We start from the raw sequence: 19,977 nt of genomic DNA, 5'->3' as shown, positions 1-19,977 counted from the left end.
GTGCGCTTCGTCGTCACCGCAGGAGAAGCTCCGGCCGACCGCCTCGGAGAGACCGCGCCGAGGAGGCGCCGCCGGACGGCGGGGGGCGATCCCGCGGTGCGTGTGAGTGCGCCGCGCAGGATTCGTTCTTTGGAGCTCTGCCGAGGCGGATGGAGCGATCTCGGGTCCTCCCGGGACTCACCCGCAGCACGACAGGCATGCTCCGCGCGACGAGCCCTGGCCTCGCGGCGACAGGGGCTGATTCTCCCCCCGGGAGCCGCGGAGTCGCGCTTCGCGCGTTACTTCTTCTTGTGGCAGCCGCACGCGGCCGCGGGCACCTGCGGGGCCGGCGGCCGCTGGCACGTCATCAAGAAGGTGCTCAGGACGGAGATGAGGATCGCGACGCGGAGCCGCATGCGGCGATTCTCCACCCGCCGGCCGGGCGGCGTCAATCCTGCCTCAGCCGAGCGGCACCTCGAGCGACACCTCGTCGAGCCCGACGCCGAGGAAGCGGCGCGGGCGCACCGTCACCGAGACCTCGGCCCCGCCCTGGCCGCGGCCGGCCTTCACCGCGAGCTCGATGCTCGCCGGCGGGGCGTTCTCGAACAGCGTCCACAGCGCCCCCTCGACGACCGGCTGGACCTCGGCGGGGTCGCTGTCCGCGGGCAGCTTCGCGGAGAGCGCGCGCAGGAATTGCACCACGCGCGCGACGAACAGCTGGTCGACGAGCGAGACGCGCTCGAGGCGCGCCTCCGGCTCGGCCGTGGAGCCGTCGTACGTGCGCTTCTCCGGCGGGACATAGGCCGTCGGCGCGGTGAGGACGTACACCGCGTCGCTGTTCGGGGCCGACGCGAGCAGGAGCACGCCGCTCTTCGAGAGATCGCGCTGGCTGTCCGTCGACACGAACGCCTCGGTCGGGATCGCGACGCCCTCGTCGCCCTCGTACGCGCCCTTCACCTCGTGCACCGGCAGGTCCCCGATCACCCCGCCGCCCTTCGCGCCCGCGATGCGGCACGGCCACGCCGTCTCGCGGAAGCTCGCCGCGATCAGCGCGCCGACGACGTACGCCGGCGAGAGCCAGACGCGGCCGCCCTCGTCGCCCGGCTGCTCGACGATCGCCGCCTCCCGGATCCGCGAGGTCGACTTGTCGTAGGGCATGCGGCCGAGCACGCGGTTCATGGCGATCGCGACCCACCGCATGCACGGCCGCGCCGCGGCGGCGCGCCACGGCGCCCGGTGCGGCGCGCCGAACAGCGCGGCCTTGTTGTCGAGCCGCTCGACGGCGCCGAGGCCCTCGACCCCGAGCAGCCGCGGGTCGCCGTTCACCACGGCGGGGAGCGCGTGCGCCTCGGCGACGCGCGCGATCTCCTCGAGGCGCGCGAGCGCGGCGGCGCTGCCGTCGATCGCGACGTCCACGATCGCGACCGACGCCGGCGGCTCGGTGCTCGCCGTCTGCGCGAGCACCCGCGCGAGCGCGCCGGCGGCCTCGTCCGGCCGCGCGCTGACGACCTCGACCCGGACGCCGTCCGCCGCCTTCACGCGGTCCACGAGCAGGCTCAGCCCCCGCCACGCCTCCTCCAGGCGCCGCACCTCCGGGTGCTGCAGGATCGCGCCGAGCTGCGCGCCGATCGCGCGCTCGAGCTGCGCGATCGCCTCGGCGGGGCGCGCGGGCTGCCCCGCGCGCGGGCGGGCGCTCGCCGCCACGGTCGCGATGAGCTCCGCGAACCGCCCCCCCTCCGCCGGCCTCGCGCCGGGGCCGCCCGGCGCCGCCTCCGCGGGCGCCGCGGGCGCCGCGCCGGCGTCCCCGCCGCCGCCGCCGAGGTCGACCATCGAGAGCAGCGCGTCCACGTCGGAGGCCGGCGCGGGCGTCGCGGGCCGCTCCGCCGCGGGCGCCGCGGGGCGGCCCGGCGGCGCGCCCGCGCCCGCGGCCGGGAGCAGGCCGAGGATGTCGCGCACGAGCGGGGAGCCGCCCCAGAGCCGATCGAGCTCGGCGCGCGCCTGCTCGAGCGTGGCCGAGCCGTCGCGCAGCCGATCGAGGACGCGCCGGCCGTCGAGGAGCGAGCGCAGGAGCGGCACCTCGGCGCAGAGCGCGTCGGGCCGGAAGCTCTTCAGGCCGGTGGGCGACAGGTCGACGCGCGCCGCCCGGCCGCCCGCGAGCACGCTCGGCACCTCGATCGCGATCCGCGGCCGGAGCGCCGCGAAGAGGTTGTCGAACCGGCCCGCGTCGACGCGGGCCGCGCCCGCGGGCGGGCTCGCCCCGGCGTTGTGCGGATCGCGCGGGGTGAGATCGGCGACCACGAGCACGCGCAGCGGGAGCAGCGGCCCCCGCTCCACGGCGCCCCCGTCCTCGCCCACGTGGAACCTGAACTCGTCGCCAAGAACGCCCTTGATCGTTTCCGCCATGGCCCTCGCAGCATAGGCGTCACCTCTCGGCGCGAGAAGCGCTAAGCTCCGCGCGCATGAAGACGGAAGGCGGCTCGCCCTTGAACTTGAACCCTGAACCCCACGCCGCCAGCGATCGCAGGCGCCTGCGCGGCGGCGCGCCGATCCAGATCGGCCTCCTCGGCTGCGGGACGGTCGGCGGTGGCGTCCTCCGCCTCCTCGCCGAGAACTCCGGCTACCTGGCGGAGCGCGCTGGCGTGCCCCTCGTGGTGAAGCGCGTGGTCGTGCGCGACCTCGAGAAGGAGCGCGTCTCGGCCCTGGATCGCGGCTTGCTCTCCACGAACCCCGCGGAGGTGGTCGACGACCCCTCGATCGACCTCGTCGTCGAGGTGATGGGCGGCGAGACGCCCGCGCGCGAGCTCATCGAGCGCGCCATCGATCGCGGCAAGGGCGTGGTCACCGCGAACAAGCTGCTGCTCGCCGCCCACGGCCCCGCGCTCCTCGCGCGGGCCGCGGCGCGCCAGGTCGACCTCGCGTTCGAGGGCGCGGTCGGCGGCGGCATCCCGATCATCCGCACGCTCCGGGACGCGTTCGCGAGCGACTGGGTCGAGCGCGTCACCGCGATCGTGAACGGCACCTGCAACTACATCCTCACGCGCATGCGCGACACCGGCGCGTCGTTCGACGCCGCGCTGCGCGAGGCGCAGGACCTCGGCTACGCCGAGAAGCCCGATCCGTCGCTCGACGTCGACGGCCACGACGCCGCGCACAAGCTGATCGTGCTGGCGATGCTCGCCTTCGGGGCGCAGGTCGACGCCGCCGACGTGCACACCTCCGGCATCCGCACCATCGAGGAGGCCGACCACCTCTACGCCGACAGGTTCGGCTACACGATCAAGCACCTCGCGATCGGCCGCGACCTCGGCGACGCCATCGAGCTGCGCGTGCACCCGACGCTGATCCCGAAGCAGAGCGTGCTCGCCAACGTCTCCGGCGTGCTCAACGCCGTGCTCCTCGAGGGGCGCGCCGTCGGCCCGTCGCTCGTCTACGGCCGCGGCGCCGGCGATCTGCCGACCGCGGTCAGCGTCGTCTCCGACGTCCTCGACGTCGCGCGCTCGATCGCCTCGGGCGTCGCGGGCATGCAGGGCCGCGGCATGTCGATCAAGCCCCGCCGGGTCCGCCCGCTCAGCGAGATCGTCTCGCGGTACTACCTGCGCTTCGCGGTCGAGGACCGCCCGGGCGTCATGGGGCGGATCGCCGGCGCGCTCGGCGACGCCGGCGTCAGCATCGAGCAGATCGTGCAGCAGGGGCCGACCAAGCGGACCTCGGGCGCGGCGGCGCGCGAGCCCGCGGTCGACGTGGTGCTCATCACCCACGACGCGCAGGAGGGGCTCGTGCGGAGCGCGCTCGACGCCGTCGCGCGCGAGGAGTTCCTCCGCGAGCCGGTGCACCTCTTCCGCATCGAGGAGCCGTGACGTCCCACCGCGACGCGCCGCTCGGCGTGTTCGACTCGGGCCTCGGCGGCCTCACGGTCGTGCGCGCGCTCCGCGAGCGGTGCCCCGCGGAGGACATCGTCTACCTCGGCGACACGGCGCGCGTCCCGTACGGCACCCGGTCCCCCGAGACGGTGGTCCGCTACGCGCTCGGCTGCGCGCGCGTGCTCATCGGGCGCGGCGTCAAGGCGATCGTCGTCGCGTGCAACACGGTGAGCGCCGTCGCCATCGACATGCTCCGGGTCGAGCTCGATCTGCCCGTCCTCGGGGTCATCCTGCCCGGCGCGCGCGCCGCCGTCGCCGCCTCGCGCGGCGCCACGATCGGCGTGCTCGGGACGGCCGGGACGATCGCGTCGGGCGCCTATCCCCGCGCCGTGGCGTCGCTCAGCACCCGCACCGAGGTCGCCGGCCAGGCGGCCCCGCTGCTCGTCTCGCTGGCGGAGGAGGGCTGGGTCGAGGGCGAGGTCCCGCGGCTCGTCGCGCGGCGCTACCTGGAGCCGCTCATCGGCGCGGGCGCCCGCTCGGTCGTGCTCGGGTGCACGCACTTCCCGCTCCTCCGCTCGGCGATCGAGGCCGAGGCGGCGGCGCTGGCCGGCGGCCCCCTCCCGATCGTGGACAGCGCGTCCGCGACGGCGGAGGACGTGGCGTCGTTCCTCGTCGAGCGGGGGCTCGCCACGTCCCGGACCGCGCCGGGCGGCCTCGCGCTGCTCGTCACCGATCTGCCGAAGAGCTTCGCCGCGGTGGCGACCCGGTTCCTGGGCGAGCCGGTCGTCGCGGACGGCGCCGGCCGGTCTCCCGCCGCCCCCGCGGCCCCTCCCACGGCGCTCTCCGCTGCTTCCCCCGGGGCAGAAAAGGGCGGCGCGGGCCGTTCCGCCACCCAGGGCGTCGACGTGGAGCAGATCGACCTGTAATACGCAGCAGGCTTGGCCCGGGGTTCCGGGCGCAGAGGAGGTTTTCCACACGATGACGCAGCTCAGGTGGCTTTCGGCCGGCGAGTCGCACGGGCCGGAGCTCGTGGCGACCGTCGAGGGTATTCCGGCGGGCATGCCGCTCCTCGCGGAGGACATCGACGAGGATCTGGCGCGGCGGCAGCGCGGCTACGGGCGCGGCGGGCGGATGAAGATCGAGACCGATCGCGTCCGCCTCGTCGCCGGCGTGCGCGGCGGCGAGACGCTCGGCGGCCCCATCGCCATGGTGATCGAGAACCGCGATCACGCGAGCTGGGCGGGGCGGATGGGCCCGGAGCCGTTCCCCGAGCCGCCGGAGGCGCTGACCCGCCCGCGCCCGGGCCACGCGGACCTCGCCGGCGGCCTGAAGTACGCCCGGAAGGATCTGCGGGACGTGCTCGAGCGGGCGAGCGCGCGCGAGACCGCGGCGCGGGTCGCGGTGGGCGGCGTCTGCCGCAAGCTCCTCCGGTCGGTCGGCGTCGAGGTGTTCGCCCACGTCCTCTCGATCGGCCCCGTGAGGTCGACGATCTCCGCGGCCTCGGGCGCGGGCGACCTCCCGCTCGCGGAGCTCCGCGAGCGCGCCCGCGCCTCGGACCTCGCGTGCGTCGACGCCGAGGCGGCGCAGGCGATGCGCGACGCCATCCGCGAGGCCGCGCACCGCGGCGACACGCTCGGCGGCGTCTTCGAGGTGATCGCCACCGGCCTGCCGCCCGGGCTCGGCAGCCACGTGCAGTGGGACCGCAAGCTCGACGGCCGGCTCGCGCAGGCGCTGATGAGCATCCAGGCGATCAAGGGCGTCGAGATCGGCATCGGCTTCGAGGCCGCGCGCATCTCGGGCTCCGAGGTGCACGACCCGATCGCGTACGACCAGGGGGCGCACGCGTTCACCCGCCCGTCGAACCGCGCGGGCGGCCTCGAGGGCGGCATCACCAACGGCATGCCGCTCATCTGCCGCGCCGCCATGAAGCCGATCGCCACGCTGAAGCGCGCGCTCCCCTCGGTCGACGTGCGCACCAAGGAGCAGTTCGACGCCGCCTTCGAGCGGAGCGACGTCTGCGCCGTCGCGGCCGCCTCGGTCGTCGGCGAGGCGATGGTGGCGATCACGCTCGCCGCCGCCCTGCTCGAGAAGTTCGGCAGCGACAGCCTCACCGAGCTCTCGCGCAACGTCGACACCTACCTCCAGCAGGTCCGCTCGTACTGAACGCCATGGAACTCCTCCCCGACGCTCCGCCGCTCCTGCTCACCGGCTTCATGGGGACCGGCAAGTCCACCGTGGGCCGCATCGCCGCCGCGCGCGCGGGCCTCCCGTTCATCGACCTCGACGACGCCATCGCGGCCGAGGCCGGCGAGAGCGTCCCGTCGCTCTTCGCCACCCGCGGCGAGGCCGGCTTCCGCGCGCTCGAGGCGGCGACCCTGCGCCGGCTCCTCGCCACACGCGGCCCGCGCGTCGTCGCCCTCGGCGGCGGCGCGCTGGTCGATCCCGCGCTCCGCCTCGAGGCGCTCGAGCGCGGCTGCGTCGTCGCGCTCAGCGCGACCCCGCGCACGATCGCCGCGCGCACGCCGAGCGGCGGCCGCCCGCTGCTCGACGGCGCGCCGGACCGGGAGGCGCGCATCCGCGAGCTCCTCGCCGCGCGCGCCTCCGTCTATGCCGAGGTCCACGCGCGCGTCGTGACGGACGGCGTCTCCCCGGAGGACGTCGCCGCGCGCGTCCTCCGCGCCTACGCGGATCGCCCGCTCTTCGTGCCGCTCGGCGACAAGAGCTACGCGGTGCGCATCGCCGCCGACGGGGCGGCGTCCGCGGCCGACGCCGTCGCCGCGCTCTCGCCGTCGTCGGTCTTCGTCGTCACGGACGAGAACGTGAGCCGCCTCTGGGGCGCGCCGCTGCTCGACGCGCTCGCGGCGCACGCGAAGCCGGCCGCGGCGGTCACCGTGCTCACGCCCGGCGAGGAGCACAAGCGGCTCGCCGCCGTCGAGGCGGCGCTCACGGCGATGCTCGACGCGGGCGCCGATCGCGACGCGGTGGTGCTCGCGCACGGCGGGGGCGTGGTGACCGACATCGGCGGCTTCGCCGCGTCCACGCTCCTGCGCGGCGTCCGCTGGGTGGCGGCGCCGACCACGCTCCTCTCGATGGTCGACGCCTCGGTCGGCGGCAAGACCGGGGTCGACCTCGGCCCCGCGAAGAACGCCGTCGGCACGTTCCACCAGCCGTCCGCGGTCGTCGCGAGCCCGGCGGCGCTCGCGACCGAGACCGACCGCGCCTTCCGGAGCGGGCTCGCCGAGGTGGTGAAGTCGGCCTGCATCGCCGACCCGGAGCTGCACGCGCTGCTCGAGCGCGAGGCCGACCGCGTCCTCGCGCGCGACCCGGGCCTGCTCGCCGAGCTCATCCGCCGCTCGATCGCCGTGAAGGCGGCCATCGTCGCCCGCGACGAGCGCGAGTCGGGCGACCGCGCCCTCCTGAACTTCGGCCACACGCTCGGGCACGCCCTCGAGGCCGAGGGCGGGTTCGTCCGGCTGGCGCACGGCGAGGCGGTGTCGCTCGGCATGGTGGCGATGCTCCGCGTCGGCTGCTCGCTCGGCGTGACCGACCGCGCGGCGGCCGACCGGGTGGTCCGCCTGCTCGCCCGGCTCGGGCTGCCCACGCGGATCGAGGACGAGCCGGTCTCCGCCGCGCTGCGCTTCCTGTCGCTCGACAAGAAGCGCCGCGGCTCGTCGGTCCGGACGGTGCTGATGCGCGACATCGGCAGCACGTTCGTGGAGCCGATGCCGCTCGACCGCCTCTCGTCGCTCCTCGAGCGCGCGGCGGCCGGCGCGGCCTGACCCGGGTCACTTCGCAGGGGGCTCGACGAGAGCGCTGCCGGCGCCGGCGGCGCTCGCGACGCGCCGCCGGCGCTCGCGGCGTCGCGCGGTGCGCCCGGGACTGCCCAGCTCCTGGCCGGGCGGTGCGGCGCCGCGCGCCCTCGTCGCCGCGCGCCGCGGGGGCGCGCGCGGCGGTTGCGCTGACGATGAAGAAAATCGCTCAGCGTTGAATTCCCTCGAAAAAAATCCCGGCACACGGCCCCCATCGTCCGCTTCGCGCTATCTTTCCCGGCGCCAATGGTGCCCTCGACGAAAAAGAGAGTCTTGGTGGTGGAGGACGAGGAGGACACGGCGACGATGATCGCCCGGTTCCTCAGCGACGAGTTCGACACCGTGATCGCGACGAACGGGGTCGACGGTCTCGCGCTGGCCCAGCAGGAGCCGCTGCCGGATCTGGTGATCGTGGACATCATGATGCCGAAGCTCGACGGGGTGAGCATGACGAAGCGGCTCCGCGAGAACGATTCGATGCGCCGCGTGCCGGTCATCTTCCTGACCGCCAAGTCGGATCCGATGGACGTCATCGCCGGCATCCAGGCCGGCGCGCGCCACTACATCACGAAGCCCTTCGTGCTCGACGACCTCAAGAAGAAGGTCCGCAAAGCCGTCTACGGCCGCTAGAGCGGGGCTCACCCGCTGCGGATACGGGCCCATCTCGACGTTTTCGGTGCTCGGCGTACTGGAGTACGCCTGTGCGCCGAAAACGCCGATCTGGGCCCGTCTCCTGTGCGGGTGAGCCCCGCTCTGGGAGCCAGGGAGCCGGGGGGGAGGGGAGACGGCGGGGCGCGTGCGAGAGCGCGGGGGCGCGGTGGGCGGGCGCTAAGGCCGCGAGAAGAACGTGAAGAAGATCGCTTGGGACTCTCGGCGTCTGGGACGTTTCTCGTCGTGAGACGAGCGGTTTCTGCTGAGCGGCGGAGGGCCGTCGGCCAGGGACCTTGACGGTTGCTATAGCCATCATACGGCTGGATGCGTCGGCGAATACCTTGTTTCCTGATGGCCTGTCAGGAGAATTCTTATCCCTATCACCGCAGGTCGGGCGCCGGTGCGGGGCGGCGACGGGGCGGGCGCAGTGACGGGGCGCCGGCCGCGAGGGCGGTGGGGGGCGGCGGGTGGGGACGGCGTCAGCTGCCGCCGCGGAGCGGGACGCTGCAGGACTTGAGGGCGCGCTCGAACAGCTCGAGCGAGCGCGCGATGCTCGAATGCACCCGGCGGATCTCCTCGGCCGACGTCGTCGCGAGCTTCACGATCTCCAGCGCCTCGCGCGGGTGCGCGTCGTCGTAGTTCGCATGCGCAGCGAGCCACGTCAGCGACTTGCTCCCCTCGCCGTAGAGCTTCGTGAAGGCCGGCAACACCACGCGCGACCACTCGCCCGTGATCCCCTCGATCGCATAGTTGACCGCGCCGACCGCCTCCGCGAGCGAGCCGCGGTAGGACACCGACCAGAGCCACTCGAAGAGCGACGCGACCTCCGGCGTCGGACGGTGGCTCGTGATCTCCGAGGCGCTGATGCCGTGCCCCGCCGCCCAGTCGAGGTACCAGCGCACGTGCAGCGCCTCGACCCGGATGTTGCCGATGAGCCAGTCGCGCACCAGGAAATCGCGCGGCGTCTGGCCGTAGGTCGTCTTGGCCAGGCTGAGCCCCATGTACTTCGGGAACGCCTCGACCACACAGAAGAACTCCCGGATCAGCACGCTCCAGGTCTCGTGGTCGACAGGCTCCGTCAACGTCCGCGCGATCGGCGGCGTGTACACCGCCGCCTTCCACTGATCGGCCAGGGATTCGAGCATGTCCTCGACCCAGACCGGATGCGGCGTCGCCTTGAGGCTGTCCTTGACTTCCTTGTGCCGCTGCGAGCGAGGTGAGAGCATGAAATTACCTGGAGGGTTGCTGGGTCAATCTCCCTCGTGACTGCCCGCCGGTCTCCACCCCACCCCATCCCCTCAGGCTGACCGGCCAGCGGCCGTCAGGAGACAAGTCGCGGCGCGGGCACGATGCTGACGCCCAGGCTCACTGGACGAACGAACCAGCACGATGACCTCACCATGAGAGGCTTCGTGTACATATGTGTCCCGCCTGCACCAGTCTGGATCGGGGCGGAGGAAGAAGTCAATAGGCAAACGAGGGCACCGGCAGGACGAAGCTCGAAGCGAAGGCCGAGCCCCCGCAGGTCGTTCACCAGACCACCTCGGAGAGGCACTCGGTCGCCCCGCGGAACCGGCACCGCTGGTGCGTCACCTTCGGGGTGGACGCGCCGCACAAAAGCAGCGCCTGCTCGACCCAGCCGCAGACGCCGTCTCCGCAGTTCATCGCCGAGGGCCCCTCGTCGTCCCCGGTGGGGCCTGTGATGGTCAGCACCCACTCCCGCGGCTTCACCATCCGCGGGAAGACCTTGCCGGCGTCGAAGTAGCGCGACCAAAACATTCCAGTGCGGGCGACGATCGTGTCGGGCATCGCGATCGAGAGCGCGAACTTCAACACCGTATTGAGGTCGCGGTCCGCGACGTAGCGGGCAAACCGCTTGATCTCGGCGGCCTGGTCGTTCGCTGTCCGCACGTGCGTTCGCAGGGCCCGGTTCCAGACGCCGATCGGGTACCAGCTGCTCGCCAGCAGCGGCTGATTCAGTACGTCCCGGTCTGACTTGGGCAGCGAGGTCACCAGCCGCTCCCAGGCCCCCGCGTCGCGGTTCGTCGTGACGAACGACCGGAGGTTGACCAGCAACGTCCCTTTGCATTTGCCGGGGGGGATCGAGGATTTGCTCTTCGTATCGTACGTCTTCATCGCGGCGAACCTACGGCGGGAAGCCCCGGCGACGCCGAGCCCGATCGCGGGCCCGGCGCGTGCAGTCTCGGGCGGGAAGCTCTTCCCGGGAGCACATCGTCGGGGCAACTCCAGGAGTCGTGGTTGTTCTTTGCAGGGGAGCGTGAGTCGGGCTCGATGGCAAGAGATGATTACGCGGGAGCAGGCGCGCGACACGGGCCGCCGCGGCCGAGGGCAAGATCACGCCGTTGCCCAGCTTTCCTTTCGACCCGACACGCCATACCTCAGGGAGGCCCCGTCGGGATCCGTAGGTGAATCGAGGTGTAACGCGCATTACGCGACTTCGTGCGGCGGCGGGCGCCGGCGCGCCCTCCGGTGCGCCGCGGCGCTGCGGGGCGCGTCCGGACGAGCGGGCCGCGACCCGGGGACGAGCGTCGGCGGCGCGGCGGCGGCGCGGGCCGGGCGGGCCGCCGCGGGGCCCGCGCGTCGCGGTCGAGGTGATGCGCCTCGCGGTTGCCGTCCTCCGCGAACCTCGGTACCCCTACGCGCATGAGCGAATCCACGACGGGCCGGCCCGCCGCCGGCCACGCGGAGCCCGAGCTGCCGCACATCGACGTCGCCGAGCGGGGGGCGCCGCGCGACGGCCGGCCGCAGGTCATCGACCGCCGCCTGTTCATGCAGCTGCTCGTGTTCCGCTGCCCCGGCGCCGCCGATCCGGCGGAGCTGACCGCCGCGGTCGGCCAGGCGCTGTCCTCCCAGCGCGTGGGCGCGGTCGTCTACGAAGATCTCGGCGATCCGCGCGGGATCGCGGTGCTCACGTGGGCCGAGGACCCGGCTATCTTCGTCCAGGCCGTCCGGCCGGCGCTCAACCGCGGCGAGCTCCGCGCGCTGGAGCTCCGCCCGGATTTCACGATGCTCGGGCGCACGTACTCGACCGGCTACGAGCAGGACCTCGAGTACTGGCTGCTCCGGCGCCCGTCCGAGACCGTGCTCAACCCCGCCTGGCCGTGGGCGGTGTGGTACCCGCTGCGCCGCAGCGGCGCCTTCGCCAAGCTCGACGGGCGCGAGCAGGGGAGCATCCTGCGCGAGCACGGCACCATCGGCCGCGCCTACGGCGCGCAGGACCTCGCGCACGACATCCGCCTCGCGTGCCACGGCCTCGACGCCCGCGACAACGAGTTCGTGATCGGGCTCGTCGGCAAGGAGCTCCACCCGCTCTCGCACATCGTGCAGTCGATGCGGAAGACCCGGCAGACCTCGGAGTTCATCAGCCAGATGGGCCCGTTCTTCGTCGGCCGCGCCGTCTTCCGCAGCCCCGGCGGCTGACGGGAGCCGTCAGTCCGCAGCCAGGCGGCTGACGGTCCCCGTCGGTCCGCGACCAGGCGGCTGACGGTCCCCGTCAGTCCGCCGCCAGGCGGCTGACGGTTCCCGTCAGCCGACGCCGGCGAGGGCCGAGAACGCCCTCGCCAGCGCGTCGAGCCGCGCCGCGGCGCGGGCCTCGGCGTCCGCCAGCGGCTCGCCGGCGGCGACCTCCTCGCGCACGTCGAAGTAGAACTTGATCTTCGGCTCGGTGCCGCTCGGGCGCGCGATGATCCGGCTGCCGCCGTCGAGCTCGTACACGAGCACGTTGCTCGGCGGCAGGACGAGCGGCTCGGCCCGGCCGTCGCTGAAGGTGCGCGTGCGCGCCTCGAAATCGCGCCACGCCGCCACGGGGACGCCGCCGATGTCGGCCGGCGGGCTCTTCCGGAGCGCGGCCATGATCGCGGCGATCTTCTCGACCCCGTCGACGCCGCGCAGCGTGTAGGAGCGCTGCCCGCTCACGTAGAGGCCGTGCTCGCGGTGGATCGCCTCGAGCTCGTCGAGCAGCGTCCTGCCCTCGGCCTTGCGCGCCGCCGCGAGCTCGGCGAGCGCCACCGCGGCGCTGATGCCGTCCTTGTCGCGCACGATCGAGCCGATCGTGTAGCCGAGCGCCTCCTCGAAGCCGAACACGAAGCGGGCGCCCGTCGAGCGCTCGATGTCCATCGCCCGGTTGGCGATCCACTTGAACCCGGTCAGCGTCTCCTCGTAGTGCACCCCGCGCGACGCGGCGATCACGCCGAGCAGCGGGGTCGAGACGCACGAGGCCAGCACGAGGCGGCGCGCGTTCGCGGCGCCGGCGCCGGCGCCGGCGCCCCCGGCGCCCCCCTCGGTGAGCAGGTAATGGCCGAGCAGCACGCCGACCTGGTTGCCCGTCAGCTGCACGAGCTCGCCGTCCGGGCGCCGCACCGCCACGGCGAGCCGGTCGACGTCCGGATCGTTGGCGAGGACGAGGTCGGCGCCCTCCTGCCGCGCGAGGGCGAACGCCAGGTCCATGGCGCCCTTCTCCTCCGGGTTCGGGAACGCGACCGTGGGGAACGCGCCGTCCGGCTCGGCCTGCTCGGGCACGCTCGTCACGCGCGTGAAGCCCGCCCGCTCGAGCGCCTTATGGACGAGGCGGTCGCCCACCCCGTGCAGCGGCGTGTAGACGATGCGCAGGCCGCGATCGCCGTCGCCCCGCGCCGAGGCGCCGAGGATCGCGCGGAGGTAGCGCTCCTCGAGCTCCTCGGGGAAGTCGCGCACCAGGCCCTTCTGCCGCGCCTCGTCGAGCGGCATGCGCGGGACCTGATCCGCCGGCGGCGCGGCGTCGATCGCCGTCGCGATGCCGGTGTCGTGCGGTGGGATGATCTGTGCGGCGTTGTCCCAGTAGACCTTGTAGCCGTTGTACTCGGGCGGGTTGTGGCTCGCGGTCACCATCACGCCGGCGGCCGCGCCGAGGTGGCCGACCGCGAACGCGGCGATCGGGGTGGGGCAGGGGGCGGGCGAGAGGTGGCTCGGGATGCCCGCGGCGGCGAGGGCGCAGGCGGTGTCCTCGGCGAACTCGCGGCTCCTCCGGCGGGCGTCGTAGCCGACGACCACGCCGGCGCTCCGCGCCTTGTCGCCGAGCGTGGCGAGGAGGTACCGGGCGAGCCCGGCGGTCGTCCGCAGGATGACGGCGCGGTTCATCCGGCTCTCGCCGGCGCCGAGGACGCCCCGGATGCCGGCGGTGCCGAACTCCAGGGGGCCGGCGAAGCGCTCGGCGAGCTCGGCGCGGACGCCTTCCTCGCCCGCCCTGGCCGCGTCGATGAGCCGGCGCAGCTCGCTCTGGGTCTCCGGATCGGGGTCGTGGGCAAGCCAGCGCTCGGCGGGCTCGAGGACGAAGTCGTGGCTCACGACATCATCTTTAATCAAGCCGGCCGAGGTGTGCACCAGGCGCGCGCGATTCGGCGCGCGGCGCCTCGCCGGCGCGCGGGCGCGGCGCCTCGCCTGCCCCCGCGCGGCGGCCGCGCCGGGTCCCGCCCGGGCCGGCGCTATCCGGCCTTCTTGCCGGCGGCGAGCGCCTCGGCGAAGCGCGTGTCGTACTGCCCGCCGCGGAAGTCGGCGTCCGCCAGGATCTGGCGGAGGAACGCGAGGTTCGTCGCGGCGGGGCCCGCCGGGCCGGCGAGCTCGATCGTCGTCTCGGCGAGCGCCCGGTCGAGGCGGGCGATCGCGTCGCCGCGCGTCGGCCCGTGGGCGACGATCTTGGCGAGCAGCGGATCGTAGAACGGCGTCACCTCGAGCCCCTCGGCGACGCCGGTCTCGATCCGCAGGTCGTCGCCCGCGGCCGGCCAGCGGAGCGCGGCGATGCGGCCGGGCTGGGGCGCGAACTTCTTCGCCGGATCCTCGGCGTAGAGCCGCGCCTCGATCGCGTGGCCGCGGTACGCGTGGTCCCGGACCTCCGGCGCAAGCGGCTCGCCCGAGGCGATGCGGATCTGGTGCTCGACGAGGTCGAGCCCGGTGCACATCTCGGTGACGCAATGCTCGACCTGGAGCCGCGCGTTGACCTCGAGGAAGTAGAGCTCGCCGCTCTCCGCCGCGACGAACTCGACGGTGCCGGCGCCGACGTAGCCGGCGCTGGTCACGACCCGGAGGGCGCTCTCGTGCAGCGACCGCCGCCGGGCCTCGCCCGCCTCCCCCTCGAAGAACGCGGCGGGCGACGGCGTCTCCTCGATGATCTTCTGGTGCCGGCGCTGCGCGCTGCACTCGCGCTCGCCGAGCGCGACCGCGCCGCCCTTCCCGTCGCAGAGCACCTGCACCTCGATGTGGCGCGGGCGCTCGATGTACCGCTCCATGTACACGCGCGGGTCGCCGAACGCGGAGCGGCCGCGGTCCGAGCACGCGGTGAGGGCGCGGGCGAGCTTGCCCGGCTCGGCGACGATCTGCATCCCGATGCCGCCGCCGCCGCCCGCGGCCTTGACCAGCAGCGGGAAGCCGATGCTCTCGGCGGCGCGCTGGGCGGACTCGAGATCGGCCGGGTCGACCGGGCCGCCCGTGCCCGGCGGCGGGAACACATCCGCGCCGCGCGCCTGCTCGCGCGCGAGGATCTTGTCGCCGAAGACGTGGAGCACCGCGGGCGGCGGGCCGATGAACGTGACGCCGGCGTCGAGGACCGCCTGGGCGAACGCCTCGTTCTCGCTGAGCAGCCCGTAGCCGGGGTGGATGCCGTCGGCGCCCGTCGCGCGGGCCGCCTCGACGATCGCGTGGATGACCAGGTAGCTGTCCTTGACCGGCGGCGGCCCGATGCGCACCGCCTCGTCGGCCAGGGCGACGTGCGGCGCGCCCGCGTCCGCGTCCGAGTACACGGCGACCGTCGCGATCCCGAGCCGTTTGCAGGTCCGGAGGACGCGGCAGGCGATCTCTCCACGGTTGGCGACGAGGATCTTCTTCAACACGGCCGACAGCTACGCCCCCGCGCGGCGGGGCGTCAAGGCGCTCGCGGCGGGCGACGCTCCCCCGGTGCGCCCCCTGACGGCGTCGTACGGCGGCGCCTGGCGAGCGCGCGCCCGGGCCCGCTCGCCCCCCCAGCGCGGACCTCGTGCTCGCGCGCTCGCCCCAGCGCGGGCCTCGCGCCCGCGCGGTCAGCCGAGCGCGCGCCGCACCTTCGGCTTGGCCCCGAGCAGCACGAGCTGGCCGCAGGCCGCCGAGACGTCGTCGCCGCGCCGGCGGCGCACGAAGCACGAGTACCCCGCCTGGGTGAGCACCTCCTGGAACGCGGCCACGCGCTCCTGGGCCGGCGGGCCCAGCGAGGAGGCCTCGATCGGGTTCATCGGGATGAGGTTGATCTTCACCGGGAGCCCGCGCAGCAGCTTCGCCAGCCGGCGCGCCTCGGCCGGGTCGTCGTTCTGCCCGGCGACGAGCGTGTACTCGATGGTGATGCGCCGGCGCCGCGGCAGCGGGTAGGCGCGCAGCGCCCCGAGCAGCTCGTCGAGCGGGTACTTGCGGTTGATGGGCATCAGCGCCGAGCGGGTCTCGTCGTCCGCGGCGTGCAGCGAGATCGCCAGCGCGATCTGCCCGCCGAAATCGGCGCCGAGCCGCGCGATCTCCGGGACGAGGCCCGACGTGCTCACCGTGACCCGCCGCGTCGAGAGGTTGATCCCCTCCGGGTGCGTGAGCAGGCGCAGCGAGCGCGCGGTGTTCTCGTAGTTGTGGAGCGGCTCGCCCATGCCCATGTAGACGACGTTGCGGAGGTCCTCGCCCTCCTCGAGCATGGCGCGCCCGAGCAGCACCTGGCCCGCGATCTCCTCGGCGCCGAGGTGGCGCTTGAGCCCCGCCACGCCGCTCGCGCAGAACCCGCACCCCATCGCGCAGCCGACCTGCGTCGAGATGCACTGGGTGACGCGGACGCGCGGCGCCGCGCCGGCCTCCGCCTCCGCGTCGTCGTCCTCGTCGTCGTCGGGCGCCGCCGCCGCGTCGGCGTCGAGCTGCGCCTGCGAGCCGGGCCCCGACACCGACGGGAGCAGGACCGTCTCGATCGTCGCGCCGTCGCGCAGGCGCAGGAGCAGCTTGCGCGTGCCGTCCTCGGAGCGGTGGACCCGCTCGGGCGTCAGCACCTCGCCGAGCCCCTCCGCGGCGAGGTGCTCGCGCAGCCGCGCCGGGAGGTTCGTCATCGCCGCCGGATCGAGGACGCCGCGGCGGTGGATCCAGTGGAAGACCTGCTTCGCCGTGAACGACCGCTCTCCGCGGGCGGCCAGCGAGGCCGACCACTCCTCGGGCAGGCGGGCGACGGGGTGAAGCGGGGTGGAGCGCACCACCGTGGCGTACTGCGCGCCGCCCCGAGCGGCAAGGGCACGAGCGCGGCGCGGCCGCCAGCGCCGAGCGCGGGCGCCCGCGCCGGCCCCGCGTCAGCCGCTCTGCGTCTCGACGTGCGCCGCCGCGAGCTGCCCGTCGCGCTCGCGGCGCGCCCGCGTCCGGCTCGCGGCCTCGAGCGCCTCGCGGGTGTAGCGCTCGAGCGCCTCGGCCCGGTGCATCGCGGTGTGCTCGGCGAACACGCGCTGCCGCGCCCGCTGGCCCACGGTGAGGCGCTTGTCCTCCTTCATCTCCCGGAGCTTCCGGAGCACGTCCTCCGGCGTGCGGACGAGGAGGATCTCCTCGCCGGGCTGGAAGAACGTCTCGATCCCGGGCCAGGTGTCGCTCAGGACCGGGGTCCCGCACGCGGCCGCCTCGAACAGGCGCGCGCTCGGCGACCACCCGGACTCGACCATCGCCCGGCGGGTCAGGTTCAGCGTGAAGCGCTGGGCGTTGTAGAAGATGCGGTGCTCGTCCGGCGGCAGGTGCTCGGTCCGGGTGACGTTCTCGGGCCACGCGAGCGACGCCGGGTACTGCGCGCCCGCCACCGCGAAGCGCCCGCGGCGCATCCGCCGCGCGGGCTCCAGCAGGAGCCGCTCGACCGCCGCCTGCCGGTCGTCGCTGTACGTGCCGAGGTAGCCGAGATCCCAGCGCATCGGCGTCGGCTGCGGGTAATACACGTCGGTGTCGGCCGCGCAGTAGAGCGCCCGCGCGCGCACCGCGCCGTGGCTGCGCTCCAGCCGCTCCAGCGTCGGGCCGCCCGTCGCCGACAGGTAGAGGTCGTACCGCGGGATCAGCGCCGGCGTGAGATACGCGTGATCCCCGTGCGCGAGCCGGCCCAGCGTGACCGGCGTGTCGAGGTCGTAGAACGCGGCCTTGCCGCGGGCCTCCTCCGTGATCCACGCCCCGACGGTCGCCCCCTCCGGGACGAAGGAGCCGACCACCACGAGATCGGCTTCGCGCACCGCGCGTGAGAATCGATCGCGGAGCTCGGTAATGCTCGAGTACTGCTCGATCGCGCCGTAAGGCGGGTTGGGCAGGTCGCGGTGCTGATCGTAGATGGAGAGGTTCCGCTCCAGAAAGAGCACGTGGTGGCCGCGCGCCGCGAGCGCCCGGAGGAGCGCTCTGTACGTCGTGGCGTGGCCGTTGCCCCACGAAGACGTGATGGAGAGTCCCAGGAAGACATAGCGGTAGGTAGGTGTCGTCATAACGTGGTGGCGGCGAGGGTTGAGAGATCCCAGACGACGTGCCGGCCCGGAGCGGCCGGTCTCGAGACACACCGCGGCGCCGCCCGTGAGGCCGGAACCGGCCCCGCGCGCGGCTAGGCTAGCCTAGGGCTAGCCTAGACAGACAGACGGACAGGCGGACACGCCGGGCTGGACGAGGCTGGGCCACGTCGCCCGGTTCGGTAACGAGAGCAGCACGTCGATCCGGTTGCCCTGGCGCCGCGCGAGCGGGCGCGGCGACGAGCGAGCGAACCCCGGATTAACATGCGTGCTCACGCTCTGCAATCCTGCGAGATGCGGTTTCTCGTCCGAAGAAGCGTATTCCCCGTCAGGACCTTAGACGATAAGGCCCGGACTGATCGCGAGACGATGAACGGCGCAGAATCGTAACGTGCTGAGGGATAAAGCGGCTCGATCGCGCAAAGCACCCCAAGGCGGGCGCGCTTCGCGCAACCGCCGCCGCGGCCGCGGCGAGGCAACCGGCCTGTGCGGCGAAGAGCAGATTCGAAGAGATGATGAGAAAACCGGGGCCGCTATCGCAATGGTCAGCCGCGGCTGCTGGTCGAACGGAGCGCTGGCGGGAGCTCCCGCACCGGAACGCCGCTGCAGCGCGTGAGACGTCGCCGGAGCGGGCGCGGCCCGAGGAGCGCGCCGCCGCGGCCCGCAGGGCGACGGACCCCTGCGCTGCCGGTCTCGATGAAGGCGCAGCGGAGCGCGGGCGCGCTGGGGGGCCGCCGTCCGATCGGGCGCGCCGTCGGAGCGGCGGGCTCAGCCGGTGTCGTGGGGCGCGGAGGGGCGCGCGGAGAAATCGGCAGGGGAGCGGGAAGGCAGGAGGCGCACGGCGCCGCGGGCCGCCTTCCTGCTCGGAGAGGGCGTTGCCGCGGCGCGCGGCGCGATCGCCTTCGGGGTCGTCCAGCCTGGAGCGGCGGGGCGCGGCGCGGATGCCGCCGCGACGTTCAGCTGGCGGGGCGCAGCCCCCGCCAGCCGTCGATCACCTCGGCGATGTTGGCGAAGCGGCGGTCCGGGCTGTGGGCGAGACCGCGGTTCACGAACACCTCGACATGCTTGTCGACCGGCGGCGGCATGAGGTTGCCGAGGCGGCGCGGCGGCGTCCTCGTCTTCAGGTCGGCGAGCATCATCAGGTTGCGCGCGGCGTACGGGAGCTCGCCCGTGAGCGCCTGAAAGACCACCGTCATGGCCGCATAGAGGTCGGCCCGGTGATCCACCGTCTTGCCCTTCGCGAGCTGCTCCGGCGGCGCGAACCTGAAATCGCCGAGACACCGGCCCGGGAAGCTCACCACCTCGTCGGCGAGCGCGGGCGGGAGCTTGCACGAGCCGAGATCCAGCAGCGTCAGCCGCTCGCCGTCCGGGCCCCGGTCGAGGAGCACGTTCGTGGAGCTGATGTCGCGGTGGATGATGCCAATCTCGTGCAGCTCGGCGATCGCCAGCCAGAGCTGCTCGACCAGCGGGTGCAGGGCGGCGAACGGGATCGGCCCCTGCCGGGCGAGGCGGTCGCTGAGGAGCTCGCCCTCCCGCAGCTCGAAGACGAGGAGGGGGCCGTGCTCCGGGTCCTTGCCGCCGTCGATCGACGGCAGCGTGTGCGGGCCCTGCAGCCGCTGGCACGCCGCCGCCTCGCGCCGGAAGCGCGCCTCGGCCTCCTCCAGGGGCATGCGCTCCGGCGCGCTGAGCACGCCCCCCGGGTCCAGCCGCACCGGAGGCTCGCCGAGCACCTTCACCGCGACGCGGCGGCCAGCGCTCGCGTCCTCGGCGCTGAACACTTCACCGAGGCCTTCGCGGCGGAGATGACGCACCACGCGGTAGCGCTGGAGCAGTACGGTTCCGGGCACGATTGACAAGAGCGGCCTCCTTCGCTTGACAAAGGGGGTCCAGCGCGTTCCGGTCGCCTCCCCCCAGTCCCCAGACAAGCTCATTTATCACGCGGGCGCGACAGAGGAAGCGCCGCGCGCGTCGCGGGGTGAAAAGGCGGCCATGCCTACACCTGCCACGCCGCATCGCCCGGCCGCTGCGCTCGAGGTCGCCTGGACGAAATGGCTCGTGGCGTGGGCGAGGGCGGAGGCGAGCGCCGCCGGCCGGGCGTGCCGTCGCGGCGGGGCGCGGCGGCGCGGCGGGGCGCGGCGGGGCGCGGCGGGGCGCCGCGGGGCGCGGCCGGACGCGAGG

The 19,977-nt window shown here is 74.1% G+C and carries 15 protein-coding genes; 6 read left to right on the top strand and 9 right to left on the bottom strand.

Translation table 11 applies throughout. From position 1 onward, the window contains the following. Positions 1 to 438: 438 nt before the first annotated feature. Entirely contained in the window at positions 439 to 2,382 is a 1,944-nt protein-coding gene (locus tag WME83_RS28965) for a type VI secretion system contractile sheath domain-containing protein (RefSeq protein ID WP_437312934.1), read from the bottom strand. A 56-nt stretch (positions 2,383 to 2,438) separates the two neighbouring features. Here WME83_RS28965 and WME83_RS28960 point away from each other — a divergent pair, with 56 nt between their 5' ends. The 5 genes from WME83_RS28960 to WME83_RS28940 all read left to right on the top strand — a co-directional run bounded on the left by WME83_RS28960 (position 2,439) and on the right by WME83_RS28940 (position 8,278). Then, entirely contained in the window at positions 2,439 to 3,836 is a 1,398-nt protein-coding gene (locus WME83_RS28960; protein ID WP_437312933.1) for a homoserine dehydrogenase, read from the top strand. Beyond that, positions 3,833 to 4,765 (top strand): glutamate racemase, encoded by a 933-nt coding sequence (gene murI / locus WME83_RS28955; protein WP_437312932.1) that lies wholly within the window; start codon positions 3,833 to 3,835, stop codon positions 4,763 to 4,765. The genes WME83_RS28960 and murI overlap by 4 nt, the downstream gene beginning before the upstream one ends. A gap of 52 nt (positions 4,766 to 4,817) precedes the next feature. Then, on the top strand, positions 4,818 to 6,002 hold the full coding sequence (aroC, locus tag WME83_RS28950) for a chorismate synthase (protein ID WP_437312931.1): 1,185 nt from the start codon (positions 4,818 to 4,820) through the stop codon (positions 6,000 to 6,002). Between the two features lie 5 nt (positions 6,003 to 6,007). Continuing rightward, positions 6,008 to 7,618 carry a 3-dehydroquinate synthase gene (gene aroB, locus WME83_RS28945; protein WP_437312930.1) on the top strand — a complete coding sequence of 537 codons (1,611 nt, stop codon included), beginning with the start codon at positions 6,008 to 6,010 and terminating at the stop codon, positions 7,616 to 7,618. A gap of 306 nt (positions 7,619 to 7,924) precedes the next feature. Further along, a complete protein-coding gene (locus WME83_RS28940) occupies positions 7,925 to 8,278 on the top strand; it encodes a response regulator transcription factor (RefSeq protein ID WP_020737686.1) in 354 nt (117 codons plus the stop codon). A gap of 500 nt (positions 8,279 to 8,778) precedes the next feature. On the opposite strand, the gene WME83_RS28935 is transcribed toward WME83_RS28940, so the two are convergent. Further along, a complete protein-coding gene (locus WME83_RS28935) occupies positions 8,779 to 9,525 on the bottom strand; it encodes a TenA family transcriptional regulator (RefSeq protein WP_437312929.1) in 747 nt (248 codons plus the stop codon). A gap of 304 nt (positions 9,526 to 9,829) precedes the next feature. After that, a complete protein-coding gene (locus WME83_RS28930; RefSeq protein ID WP_237244180.1) occupies positions 9,830 to 10,435 on the bottom strand; it encodes a hypothetical protein in 606 nt (201 codons plus the stop codon). 528 nt (positions 10,436 to 10,963) lie between these two features. Between WME83_RS28930 and WME83_RS28925 the strand changes: the two genes are divergently transcribed. Then, complete coding sequence (locus tag WME83_RS28925; RefSeq protein ID WP_437312928.1) at positions 10,964 to 11,740, top strand: chlorite dismutase family protein; 777 nt, start codon at positions 10,964 to 10,966, stop codon at positions 11,738 to 11,740. 105 nt (positions 11,741 to 11,845) lie between these two features. Here the strand turns inward: WME83_RS28925 and WME83_RS28920 are convergent, their stop codons facing one another. The 6 genes from WME83_RS28920 to WME83_RS28895 all read right to left on the bottom strand — a co-directional run bounded on the left by WME83_RS28920 (position 11,846) and on the right by WME83_RS28895 (position 19,646). Next, complete coding sequence (locus WME83_RS28920; RefSeq protein WP_437312927.1) at positions 11,846 to 13,642, bottom strand: phospho-sugar mutase; 1,797 nt, start codon at positions 13,640 to 13,642, stop codon at positions 11,846 to 11,848. A 137-nt stretch (positions 13,643 to 13,779) separates the two neighbouring features. Beyond that, on the bottom strand, positions 13,780 to 15,180 hold the full coding sequence (locus WME83_RS28915) for an acetyl-CoA carboxylase biotin carboxylase subunit (protein ID WP_437312926.1): 1,401 nt from the start codon (positions 15,178 to 15,180) through the stop codon (positions 13,780 to 13,782). A 186-nt stretch (positions 15,181 to 15,366) separates the two neighbouring features. After that, positions 15,367 to 16,536: a 23S rRNA (adenine(2503)-C(2))-methyltransferase RlmN gene (gene rlmN / locus WME83_RS28910; RefSeq protein ID WP_437312925.1), complete on the bottom strand. Its 1,170-nt coding sequence runs from the start codon at positions 16,534 to 16,536 to the stop codon at positions 15,367 to 15,369. Positions 16,537 to 16,629: 93 nt separating this feature from the next. Continuing rightward, positions 16,630 to 17,781, bottom strand: coding sequence for a CgeB family protein (locus WME83_RS28905; protein WP_437312924.1), 1,152 nt, complete (start codon positions 17,779 to 17,781; stop codon positions 16,630 to 16,632). A 129-nt stretch (positions 17,782 to 17,910) separates the two neighbouring features. Continuing rightward, entirely contained in the window at positions 17,911 to 18,075 is a 165-nt protein-coding gene (locus tag WME83_RS28900) for a hypothetical protein (RefSeq protein ID WP_437312923.1), read from the bottom strand. A 680-nt stretch (positions 18,076 to 18,755) separates the two neighbouring features. Then, positions 18,756 to 19,646: a serine/threonine-protein kinase gene (locus WME83_RS28895; protein ID WP_437322059.1), complete on the bottom strand. Its 891-nt coding sequence runs from the start codon at positions 19,644 to 19,646 to the stop codon at positions 18,756 to 18,758. Positions 19,647 to 19,977 lie beyond the last annotated feature (331 nt).

Origin of the sequence: Sorangium sp. So ce385 (assembly GCF_051474135.1) — a bacterium.
GTDB lineage: Bacteria > Myxococcota_A > Polyangia > Polyangiales > Polyangiaceae > Sorangium > Sorangium cellulosum_D.
Note: the sequence above shows the minus strand (reverse complement) of the source record. Positions and strands in the feature narration are given on the sequence as shown.